This is a genomic window from Achromobacter sp. 1L-A-4-B-C2 (assembly GCF_057291955.1).
On record NZ_JBXAWP010000002.1, the window covers coordinates 59,320 to 70,762 of the forward strand.

Annotated in this window: 9 protein-coding genes; 7 read left to right on the plus strand and 2 right to left on the minus strand. The window is 67.4% G+C overall.

What is annotated here, in order from left to right; genetic code table 11:
- Positions 1 to 21: 21 nt before the first annotated feature.
- Together AC0Z35_RS07725 and AC0Z35_RS07730 are read right to left on the minus strand one after the other, a co-directional pair.
- Positions 22 to 1,527 (minus strand): ABC transporter substrate-binding protein, encoded by a 1,506-nt coding sequence (locus tag AC0Z35_RS07725; protein WP_046807322.1) that lies wholly within the window; start codon positions 1,525 to 1,527, stop codon positions 22 to 24.
- 193 nt (positions 1,528 to 1,720) lie between these two features.
- Positions 1,721 to 2,479 (minus strand): FadR/GntR family transcriptional regulator, encoded by a 759-nt coding sequence (locus AC0Z35_RS07730; protein ID WP_485131688.1) that lies wholly within the window; start codon positions 2,477 to 2,479, stop codon positions 1,721 to 1,723.
- Positions 2,480 to 2,816: 337 nt separating this feature from the next.
- Between AC0Z35_RS07730 and AC0Z35_RS07735 the strand changes: the two genes are divergently transcribed.
- The 7 genes from AC0Z35_RS07735 to AC0Z35_RS07765 all read left to right on the plus strand — a co-directional run bounded on the left by AC0Z35_RS07735 (position 2,817) and on the right by AC0Z35_RS07765 (position 11,418).
- Positions 2,817 to 5,147, plus strand: a complete 2,331-nt coding sequence (locus AC0Z35_RS07735) for a molybdopterin-dependent oxidoreductase (RefSeq protein WP_485131689.1) — start codon at positions 2,817 to 2,819, stop codon at positions 5,145 to 5,147.
- Between the two features lie 212 nt (positions 5,148 to 5,359).
- Entirely contained in the window at positions 5,360 to 6,859 is a 1,500-nt protein-coding gene (locus tag AC0Z35_RS07740) for an ABC transporter substrate-binding protein (RefSeq protein WP_485131690.1), read from the plus strand.
- The gene (locus AC0Z35_RS07745) at positions 6,846 to 7,793 is read left to right on the plus strand and encodes an ABC transporter permease (protein ID WP_223265038.1); all 948 of its coding nucleotides are present in this window, start codon (positions 6,846 to 6,848) and stop codon (positions 7,791 to 7,793) included. The genes AC0Z35_RS07740 and AC0Z35_RS07745 overlap by 14 nt, the downstream gene beginning before the upstream one ends.
- On the plus strand, positions 7,790 to 8,734 hold the full coding sequence (locus tag AC0Z35_RS07750) for an ABC transporter permease (RefSeq protein WP_255594132.1): 945 nt from the start codon (positions 7,790 to 7,792) through the stop codon (positions 8,732 to 8,734). Before AC0Z35_RS07745 ends, AC0Z35_RS07750 begins: the two co-directional genes overlap by 4 nt.
- Entirely contained in the window at positions 8,731 to 9,717 is a 987-nt protein-coding gene (locus AC0Z35_RS07755; protein ID WP_485131691.1) for an ABC transporter ATP-binding protein, read from the plus strand. Before AC0Z35_RS07750 ends, AC0Z35_RS07755 begins: the two co-directional genes overlap by 4 nt.
- Positions 9,718 to 9,829: 112 nt before the next feature.
- A complete protein-coding gene (locus tag AC0Z35_RS07760) occupies positions 9,830 to 10,924 on the plus strand; it encodes an ABC transporter ATP-binding protein (protein ID WP_485131692.1) in 1,095 nt (364 codons plus the stop codon).
- Positions 10,925 to 10,950: 26 nt separating this feature from the next.
- Positions 10,951 to 11,418 carry a YybH family protein gene (locus AC0Z35_RS07765; RefSeq protein ID WP_120155730.1) on the plus strand — a complete coding sequence of 156 codons (468 nt, stop codon included), beginning with the start codon at positions 10,951 to 10,953 and terminating at the stop codon, positions 11,416 to 11,418.
- Positions 11,419 to 11,443 lie beyond the last annotated feature (25 nt).

Genomic DNA, 11,443 nt, shown 5'->3' on the forward strand with positions numbered 1-11,443 from the left:
CTGGGCGCGATGGCCGCCGGATCAGTTCCAGGTGGCCTTGTAGAAACGCGGAAACTCGTCGCCATCCACCGAGAAGTTCAGGTCCTTGGCCTGCACGGCGTTCAGCGAGTGGTTCCACAGCGGCACCCAGTACGCCTGGTCGGCCACGATCTTCTGCGCGGCGGCGTAGTTCTTCGCGCGCAGGTCCCGATCGACCGACGTGTCGGCGGCTTCCAGATACTTGATGACGTCGGGGTTGCGCGCCTGGTCGTCCGGGCCGCCACGGAAAAAGTTGCTGGTGGACAGCGCCGCGTCGGCAATGCCGTACGAGCCCCAGTTGGACGCCAGCATGGCGATCTTGCCGTCGCGCCAGTTGGTCATGGCGGCGCCGTATTGCTGTTCCACCAGGTTCACCTTGATGCCGGCCTGCGCCATTTGCGCGGCGGCCGCATCCAGGATGCTGCGCGGCGGGGCCGAGATCACCAGGTCCAGCGTGATGCCGTTGGGGTAGCCGGCCTGGGCCAGCAGCTGCTTGGCACGGGCGGGGTCGAACTTGTAGGTCTGCACATCGGCCGAACAACCGAACTGCGCCGGGTTGCAGGCGGCGTTGATGACCTTGGACGCGCCGCCGACCAGTGCCTTGCGGATGGCTTCGCGGTCGATGGCGTGGTTGATGGCCTGGCGCACTTCCTGCTTGGCCAGCGGCGACTTGCCGTCGTCAAAGCGCGGGTTCAGCGAGATATAGCTGATGCGCATGATGCTGCTGCTTTTCACGGCAACCGACGGCGTTTTCTCCATGCGCTTGGCCACGTCGGGCGGCACGCGCCAGATCCAGTCCAGGCCGCCGGACAGCAGCTCGGCGTACTGCGTGTTGGCGTCCGGCAGCACGCGCACCACCAGTTTCTGCACGGCGGGCTTGGCGCCGAAGTAATCGTCAAAGCGTTCGTACACGTAGCGGCTGCCGGGCTGGCTGTCGGTCAGGCGGTAGGGGCCGGTGCCGATGGGCTTGGCGCCCATGTCGGACTGGTTGGCCTCGTAGTACTTGCGCGGATAGATCGGCAGGTTTTCCGACAGCATTTCCAGCGCCAGCGGGTAGGGCGTCTTCATCTTGATGCGCACGGTGTCGTCGCCGACTTTTTCGGCGCGGGCAATCCAGGCCACCTGGTTCTGAAAGCGCGCCTTGTAGGTGTCGGACGACACCAGGTTCAGCGTGTACAGCACGTCGTCGATGGTCAACAGCGAACCGTCGTGAAATTTCACGTCGCGGCGAATCGGCAGGTCGATCGTGGTGTCGTCCACGAACTTGTAGCCGGTGGCGATGGAGGGGCCGAATTCACCCGTGTCCTGGTTTTTTTGCAGCAGACCCGAGAACACCATGCGCGCCAGCGCCAGGCCGGGGCGGTCTGATTCCTTGTAGGCGTCCAGCGTGGCGGGCGCCGCGTCGAACGCGATGTTGAGGGAATTGTCGGCCTTGTTGGCCTGGGCGGCATGAGCGCCTAGCGCCAATAGCGCCGCGCTTATTACCTTCACGGTACGGGTCAGCTGCATGTTTTTCACCTTGAACTGTTTTTATGTGTGTGGACGACGGGTGCTGCGGGGACTGCGAATTCACGTTTCAACGGACAAGCCGATCCCCTTGCCGCGGGCGGCGCTATCTGCGCCGGCGGTGCTTGCACGGTCGGTAAGGGGAGAAGCCCGGGCGTCAGGCCATGGCGGGTTAGCGCGTTATGAGGTCATGGGCTCATCGAATCCCAACGTTGCCGAAATCTTCCCGCAGGCGCGCCAGGATGCCGACCAGGTGGTCATGCATGGCGTGGCGCGCGCGGATGGGATCGCGGTCGACGATGGCCGCGAGGATGCGTTCGTGTTCTTTCTGCGCTTCGATCCACACCTTGGTGGTCACGAAGTGTTCTTCCAGACGGTGGAACACCGGGCTCAGGGTGCTCAGGTGCCAGATGTGCGAAATGGCGGCGGCCAGCGCGGCGTTGCCGCACGCCGCGCCGATGGCGCTATGGAAGGCGCGGTCGTGCACGCTGGGCGATTCGGTCAGCGACATGCCGTCGTGCGCGGCGCGGATGGCGGCAATCTGTGCGGGCGACGCTTTCTGTGCAGCCAGCGCCGCGCATTCCGGCTCGATCAGCAGGCGGGTTTCCAACAGGTCGAAGGGACCGATGTCGGTGGCTTCAGCGCTGCCCGCCGCGCTATCGGCGGCCGCCGCCGGTGGCGTGGCCGCGTCACGCGCGTCGTGATATTGGCCGTCTTCGCGCGGGGCGCAGACGAACACGCCCGTGCCCACGCGCACATCCACATAGCCCTCGATTTCCAGGGCGATCAGCGCCTCGCGCACCGACGCCCGGCTCACTTGCAGCTGCTCGGCCAATTCCCGCTCGGCCGGCAGGCGGCCGCCAACGGGAAAGTGACCCGCCTTGATGCGCGCGGCGATCTGGTCGGCAATCATGCGGTAAAGGCGGGTGGGGGCAACGGCCTGAAGGGAATGCATCGTGGCGTGAAAGTGGGTTCCGGGGGGTAGAGCGTAATAGGTCTGGGGCGGATGTGTCTTGGATAACGTTTTGACGGGCTGCGGCTTCGGGGTGGTCTGCGGCTTCGGCTTCGGCTTCGGCTTCGGTTTCAGCTTCAGGGGCCGCGTGGAATGCGCTGGCCTCTGTTCGGCTACCTGATGGTCCGGTGGTCAGGCCACTGGACGAAATGTACCGGAGCCAGACGCGCTTGGGAATGCGGGTGACCGCCTATTTGCCCGTTTTCAGGGAAAACCACTAGCGGGCTCATCGTTTATGCTTCGCGAAAATCTCCTTGAACTGCAGACCCTTACCCCTTCCATGACTGACTCCCGCTATCCCTCGCTTGCGCACTGGGGCGCGTTCACCGCCGTAGTGAAAGACGGGCGAGTCGTCGGCTGCGAGCCCTTTCATGCCGATGCCGCGCCGTCGCCCATGCTGGACTCCATCGCCGAAATGCAGCATTCGCCGTTGCGCGTGCAGCGGCCCGCGGTGCGCCGGGGCTGGCTGGCGGGCAACCGCCAGCGCGAAGGCGACGACTACGTGGAAGTGGAATGGGACCACGCGCTGGACCTGGTGGCGGGGGAGCTGGCTCGCGTCCGCGCGGAGCACGGACCCGGCGGTATCTTTGGCGGCTCGTATGGCTGGTCGTCGGCCGGTCGCGTCCACCACGCGCGCAGCTTGATCCGCCGGTTCCTGTTTCTAGGCGGCGGTTGCGTCGATCAGGTCGGCAACTACAGCTGGGGCGCGGCGCAATTCCTGTTGCCGCACGTCATCGGCACCTTCAGCCCGGTCAGCGGCGACGTTACCGACTGGGACAGCGTGCTGGCCAACACGCGCGTCATCGTGGCCTTTGGCGGCATCCCCACCAAGAACAGCCAGGTGACATCGGGCGGCGCGGGGCTGCACAACTTGCCGGCGTGGTTGGCCCGCGCGCAGGCGGCCGGCATCCGCTTGGTGGTGGTCAGCCCCACGCGCGCCGATGTGCCGGACGGCATCGCCGCCGAGTGGATCCCGATTAGGCCCAACACCGACACCGCGCTGATGCTGGCCATGGCGCACACCTTGCTGGCCGAAGGGCGGCACGACGCGTCGTTTCTGGCCAGCCACTGTGTGGGCGCCGATACCTGGGCCGACTACCTGACGGGCGCGGCCGACGGCCAGCCCAAGGACGCGCAATGGGCGGCCGGCATCTGCGGTGTGCCGGCGCCCACCATCACCGCACTGGCGCGCGCCATCGTGGCGCAACGCAGCCTGTTGACGGCGGCGTGGTCGTTGCAACGCGCGCAACATGGGGAACAGCCTTACTGGGCCTTGATCGGGCTGGCCGCGTTGGCCGGTCAGATTGGTTTGCCGGGCGGGGGCTTTGCGTTCGGCCACGCGTCCTTGAACGGCATAGGGGAGCCGCGCCGGCGGGTGCCCGGCCCCGAAGTCCCGGTGCCGAAGAACCCGGCACAGTTGGCCATCCCCGCCGCGCGCATCGCCGACATGCTGCTGTCGCCCGGCCAGCCATATGACTTCAACGGCGCGCGCCACATGTATCCGGACATCAAGCTGATCTATTGGGCGGGCGGCAACCCGTTCCATCACCATCAGGACCAGAACCGCTTGCGGCAGGCGTGGACCAAGCCCGATACCGTGATCGTGCATGAATCCTGGTGGACACCCTTGGCGCGCCGCGCCGACATCGTGCTGCCCGCCACGACATCACTGGAACGCTGCGACGTGGGCGGCTCCTCGCGCGACCCCTACGTGTTCGCCATGCACCGCGCGGTGGCGCCGCAAGGGCAGGCGCGTAACGACTTCGACATCTTCGCGGACCTGGCGCGGCGCGCGGGCTTTCACGAGGCCTACACGGCCGGGCGCGACGAGATGGGCTGGTGCCGCCACGTGTACGACGGCATGCGCGGGGGCTGCGCCGAGCGCGGCGTGTCGCTGCCGCCCTTCGATGAATTCTGGGCGCGCGGCTACGCCGAGGTGCCCGCGCCCGACTCGCCGTACGTACTGTTCGAGGACTTTCGCCGCGACGCGCAAGCGCATCCGCTGCGCACGCCCAGCGGCAAGATCGAACTGGCCTCCGAGGTGGTGGCGGGCTTTGGCTACGCCGATTGCCCGGGGCATCCGGTGTGGCTGGCGCCATCGGAATGGCTGGGCGCGCCCGTTGCCGACAAGTGGCCGCTGCATCTGCTGACTAACCAGCCGCGCCATCGCCTGCACAGCCAGCTCGACCCGGCCGCGTTGTCGCGGTCAAGCAAGATTCAGGGCTGCGAGCCCATCTCGATGCACCCGGAGGACGCCGCCGCGCGGGGCATCGCCGACGGCGACCGCGTGCGTGTCTTCAATGCGCGGGGCGCCTGCCTGGCCGGCGTGCGGCTGGATGCCGGCATGCTGCCGGGCGTGGTGCAGATGTCCACCGGCGCGTGGTCCGACCCGGACGGCGATCTGGACCGGCACGGCAATCCGAATACGCTGACGGCCGACATCGGCACGTCGCGACTGACGCAGGGGTCCAGCGCGCAGACGGCGCTGGTGCAGGTTGAGGCTGCTCCGAACCTGGACCAGAACCTGGACCCGAACCCGAACCCAACCCTTGACGTGGCCGCGCCGCATCGCGCGTGGGAATTGCCCCGCATTTCGCCGGCGGCAGCATAGAAGCGTGCGCTGACGAACCCGATGATTTTGCGACCTTGATGACGTCTTGATCCTTATGACTTGAAGCGGCAGTCACCACCGCGTCAAGGATTTCCCAGGCATATCATTACAACGGCACGTTCTGATTTCTAGCGGCAAACTCCGGATTCCTAATTTACCGACCTGCGACATCGTGCCCCGCACTCGCATGTCTTTCTGATCCGGAGTGCACAATGAGCCGTCACCGCTACCAGGGCTTGGCCCTGGCCCTGTCAGCGTCCGTGTTGTCAGCGTCCGTGCTGTCGGCGGCCCAGGCGGCCGACATCACGTTGGCGCTGGGCACGGAACCGTCGACGCTGGACCCGCAGACCGCGCAGGACGGTTCCGAGCGCGCCGTGTCGCGCAACATCTTCGAAACCCTGATCACTCGCACCGCCAAGGGCGAATTGGTGCCGCAACTGGCCACCGAGCTGCCGCGCCAGACCGGCGCGGACACCTGGGAAGTGACCCTGCGCCCCCAGCTCACATTCAGCGACGGCCAGCCGCTGGACGCGGCCGCCGTGGCCGCCAGCATCAACCGCATCGTCGACCCCAAGACCGCGTCGCGTCAGCGGCCGTTCTTTCTGGGCATCAAACGCGCCGAGGCGGTCGATGCCGTCACGGTGCGCGTGTTCACCAACGGCGCCGATCCCGCCTTGCCCGCGCGCCTGTCGTGGCTGACCATCGTGTCGCCCGCGGCCGCCGCCGACGGCAGCCTGGGCCAGAAGCCGGTGGGCAGCGGCCCGTACGTGTTGACGGAATGGGCCAAGGGCAACCGCATCGTGCTGTCCCGCAACCCGAACTACTGGAATCCGCAAGCGGTAGGCAACGTCGACCGCGCCACCTATCGGTTCGTGGCCGAGCCGGGCACGCGCCTGTCCGGCCTGCGCGCCGGCGACTTCGACTTCATCACCAACGTGTTGCCCGAGGACGCCAAGCGCGTCGCCCGCGCCGTCACCCTGCAAGGCACCGACCTGCCGTTCGTGTCGCTGAACGCCTTGAAGGGGCTGACCCGCGATGTGCGCGTACGCCAGGCCTTGAACTACGCGGTGGACAAAGAGGCGCTGGCCAAGGACCTGTACGGCGGCTATGCGGCCGTCTCGCGCGGGCAGCTGCTGGCACCCGGCTGGTTCGGCTACGACGCCAGCATCCAGCCGTATCCCTATGACCCCGCGCGCGCCACCGAGCTGCTCAAGGCGGCGGGCGCCTATGGCAAGTCCATTGACCTGTACGCGCCGTCCGGCCGCTGGCTGAAAGACAAGGAACTGGCCGAGACCATCGCCGCCTACTGGGAGGCGGCCGGCCTGAAGGTGAATTTCCGCGTGCTGGCCTGGGCCGAATACCTGGAAGCCATCAACAAGAACCGCGTGCCCACCGAAGCGCAGATCAGCAGCAGCCATTCGAACCAGTTGCTGGACGCCGACCGCACCCTTAGCGCCTACTACGCCGACGGCGGCGTGGCCGCCGCCAACGACAACGCCGAGCTCAAGGGCCTGATCGACGCCGCCCGCCAGGAGGCTGACCCGGTCAAGCGCCAGGCGCTGTATACGCGCGCGCTGAAGATTGGCCGCGACGAAGCCTATCTGGTATTTCTTTTGGAAGGGGGCGAGATCTTCGGCTTGTCCAAGCGCATTGATTTTGCGCCGCGCGTTGATGGCCTGATTCCGCTGAAGGACATCCGTGTCACCCAGTAATCACAGCGGGCGCGGCTTGCCGCGCTTCTTGTTGGGCCGCTTCACGCAAGGCTTGCTGGTGGTGTTTGGCGTAACCACGATCGTGTTCATCGTGACGCGGTTGGTGGGCGACCCCGTCCAGGCCATGTTGCCGGTGGACGCGTCCGCCGCCGACCGTGCCGTGCTGGCGCGCGCGCTGGGCATGGACGGGCCCATCTGGGCGCAGTATCTGCACTACCTGCGCGACATCGCCTCGTTCGACTTCGGCAATTCCATCTGGCAGCAGCGGCCCGCCATGGACATCGTGCTGGAACGCCTGCCCAACACGCTGACGCTGTGCCTGGGCGCGCTGAGCCTGGCCATTGTGGTCGGCGTGCCGCTGGGCATCGTGGCCGCGCTGCGCCCCGGGCAGTGGGCCGACCGCATTTCCGTGGTGTTGAGTCTGGGCGGCCTGTCATTGCCGCAGTTCTGGCTGGGCCTGTTGCTGATCCTGCTGTTTGCAGTGACCTTGAACTGGTTGCCGTCATCGGGCGCCGAGGCGCCGGGCAGCGCCATCCTGCCCATGCTGACGCTGGCCTTGCCCGCGCTGGGCCGCATCGCCATGATGCTGCGTTCCGCCCTGATCGACGAATTGAATTCCCTGTACGTGCGTACCGCCCGCGCCAAGGGGTTGCGGTCCGGCCGCATCGTACTGGTGCACGCGCTTCGCAATGCCGCCGTGCCCACCGTGGCGCTGCTGGGATGGGAATTTGCCGGCATGCTGGCGGGCCACACCGTCGTCGTTGAAACCGTTTTTGCGTGGCCCGGCCTGGGCCAGACCGCCATCCAGGCCATCGAGCGCCAGGACCTGGTCCTGTTGCAGGCGGTGGTCTTCTTCATTGCGTTCCTGATCGTGCTTATCAATTTCTGCCTGGACATTGCGTACCGGCTGCTAGACCCCAGGATCGCGGTATGAGCAGCGTTCCGGCCTGGATGGGGAATGTGGCGCCCGCGCCCGACGCGCCGCGTGCACGCGGCTGGCAGGCGCTGTCTGATCGGCAGCGCGGCTGGGTGCTGGCGGCGGCGCTGCTGCTACTGCTGGCGGTGGTGGCCATCGTGCTGCCCTGGCTGGCGCCATATGACCCGGCGGCCATCAAGCTGTCGGCGCGCCTGCGGCCCCCGGTCTGGGAAGCGCGCGGCACGGTCGCCAATCTGTTGGGCACCGACAACCTGGGCCGCGACGTCCTCAGCCGGATCCTGCACGGCGCGCGGCTGTCGATCCTGATCGGCGCGGCCGTGGTAGCCGTATCGGCAAGCTTTGGCGTGCTGGTCGGCCTGATTGCCGGGTTTGCCGGGGGGCGTGTGGACGCCGCCTTGATGCGCTGGGTTGATGTGCACGTGGCGTTTCCGGGCCTGCTGTTGTCGCTGGTGATCCTGGTGATCCTCGGCCCCGGGCCGGGCACAGTGATACTGGCACTGGCCTTGAACGGCTGGATGGTCTACGCGCGCCAGATCCGCAGCGTGGTGCTGTCCGTGCGCCAGCTGCCCTATATCGAAAGCGCCGAGATGATCGGCGCGCGCGCGGGCCGCATCCTGCTGCGCCACATCCTGCCCAACCTGGCAGCGCCGCTGATCACCTTGATGGTGCTGGAGTTTGCGCGCGTGGTGCTGGCGGAAGCAGCGCTGTCGTTCCTGGGCGTCGGGGTGCAGCCGCCCGCGGTGTCGTGGGGCCTGGACGTGGCCAACGGCCGCAATTACCTGACCAGCGCGTGGTGGCTGGCTACATTTCCGGGCTTGTCGATCGCGCTGACGGTGTTGATCGTCAACCTGGCCGCGAGCCGCTTGCGTCTGGCGCTGGACCCCCGCGAACGAGAAAAAGACTTTGCCCGCCGTCTGATTGCGAAGGTGCGTCGATGAGCGCGCGGCCCTTGCTACGCGTGCGCGACCTGCACGTGCAATTCCTGACCCGGCATGGCACCGTGAACGCCGTGGACGGCGTGTCGTTCGACCTGCATGCCGGGGAAACCTTGGCGCTGGTCGGAGAAAGCGGTTCCGGTAAAAGCGCCTGTGCGCTGGCCTTGATGGGCTTGACCACCTTGCCGGGCCGCGTGGCCGGCGGGCAGGTGTGGTTCGACGACATCGACCTGCTGGCTGCGCCGCCCCGGGTGCTGCAAGACCTGCGCGGCAATCGCATCGCCATGGTGTTTCAGGACCCCATGAGCGCGCTGAACCCGCTGTTGACCATCGGTATGCAGATCGACGAAGTGCTGCGGCGTCACACCAAGCTGGATGCCAGCCGCCGCCGCGCGCGCATCGTCGAGCTGCTGGCGCAGGTGGGCATACCCAAGCCGTCCGAGCGCCTGGGGCGGCTGCCGCACGAGTTCTCAGGCGGCCAGCGCCAGCGCATCCTGATTGCCATGGCGCTGGCCTGCGAGCCCCGGATTTTGATCGCGGACGAGCCCACGACGGCGCTGGACGTCACCATCCAGGCGCAGATCCTGGAACTGCTTGCCACGCTCAAGCAGCGGCTGGGGCTGGCCTTGTTGCTGGTCACGCATGACCTGGGCGTGGTGGCCAAGGTGGCCGACCGCGTCGCCGTCATGTACGCCGGCCGCCTGGTGGAACTGGCGGACGCCGACGCGCTGTACGCGGCGCCTGCGCACCCCTACACCGCGGGGCTGTTGCGCGCCACGCCGCGTCTGGACGACACGCGCCACCGCATGATCGCCATCGAAGGCGTGCCGCCGGATCTGCGCCAGCGTGCCCAGCACTGCGACTTTGCGCCACGTTGCCCGGCGGCGGATGCCGCGTGCGCGCGCCGCCCGCCGCTGCAAGACGTCGGCCAGGGGCGCTTGGCCGCTTGCGTGCGTCCGTATACGCCAGCTTGGACAAACGTGTGATGAATACCGCCTGATGAGTTTCACCTGACGAGTATCACCTGATGAGTACCGCCTGATGAGCACCGCCTGATGAGCACCGCCCGATGAATACCCCCCCAATGAATTCCGCTCGATGACCGACGCCAACGTATTGCTACAGGCGCGCGACCTGCGCGTGCATTTTCCGGTGCGATCGGCCGCCTGGTTCGGCAAGCCCGTGCTGGCGCGGGCGGTCGATGGCGTGTCGCTGGACCTGGCGCGCGGTGAAACGCTAGGTCTGGTCGGCGAGTCCGGTTCCGGCAAGACCACCCTGGGGCGGGCCGTGCTGCGGCGCGCGCCGCTGGCCTCGGGCTCATTGCATTTCCGGGGCGAAGATATCACGCGCGCCGGCAACACGCAGCTGCGCCAGTTGCGGCGGCACATGCAGCTGGTGTTCCAGGACCCGTCCACCAGCCTGAACCCGCGCCACACCGTATTCGACGCCATTGCCGAACCGCTGATCGTGCACGGTTGGAGCGCGGGCCGGGACGCCTTGCGGCGGCGCGTCGCCCAGCTGATTGACCAGGTCGGCCTGCCCGCCGACGCCGCGCAGCGGTATCCGCACGCGTTCTCGGGCGGCCAGCGACAGCGCGTGGGTATCGCGCGTGCCCTGGCCGTGCAGCCCGACTTGATCGTGGCGGACGAACCCGTGTCCGCGTTGGACGTATCGGTGCGCGCCCAGATCATCAACCTGTTCCAGGACCTGCAACAGGAACTGGGCCTGTCGTTCCTGCTGATCGCGCATGACCTGGCGGTGGTGCGGCACGTGTCGCATCGCATCGCCATCATGTATGCGGGGCAGATTGTCGAGACGGGCCCGCGTGATGACATCTATCAACGCCCCAGGCATCCGTATACCCGCGCGCTGCTGGCCGCCGTGCCGGAGCCGCGACGTGGGGCGGACGCGCAGCGCGAGCCCTATCGGGTCGCCCCAGGCGAGCCGCCCAGCCCGATGTCGCCACCTTCGGGCTGCCGCTATCACCCGCGCTGTCCGCTGGCCACGGAACGCTGCCGGCAGGAGGCCCCGCCGTTGTTGACGGGGGCGTCCGGCCCGCCTGCAAAGCCGGCCATCCCGGTCACCCCGACCGCGCTGGCCACGCCCCGTTCATCCGCCACGCCCCATTCATCCGTCGCGCGCGCCCATGCCGTGGCGTGCTGGTTCGCCGACCAGATTCCTGCTACACCCTGATTCATTACTTTATTGGAGCGATATTCATGTCCGTGCAAGCCCTGGCCCCCGTTGACGCCGCCGATGCCGCCGCCGTGCGCGCCTGGTTCAAGGAACTGTCCGACCACGTGCAAGCGGTGGACTACGCTGCCGCCCGCCACCTGTTCGCCGAAGACTTCGTCGCCTTCGGCACCTACACCAACTTCGTCACCGGCCGCGACCACGCCGAAAAGACGCAGTGGCGCAACGTCTGGTTCACAATCGACGACTTCATCTGGCGCCTGGACGACGTGCAAACGCTCGTGTCGCCCGACCGCCTGTTCGCCGTCGGCATGGCCGTATGGGATTCCACCGGTTACCACCCCGACGGCAAACCCTTCGACCGCGTCGGCCGCGCAACCGTGTCGTTTGCGCGCGTAGCCATCGGCGACCCGTGGGTTGCCACCCACACGCATATGTCCTTGTTCCGCGACACCCCCAGCGTCTCGCACGGCAACAAGCCGGCACGCAGCTGAGGCAAGGATGCGGCGCGGGCCTGCG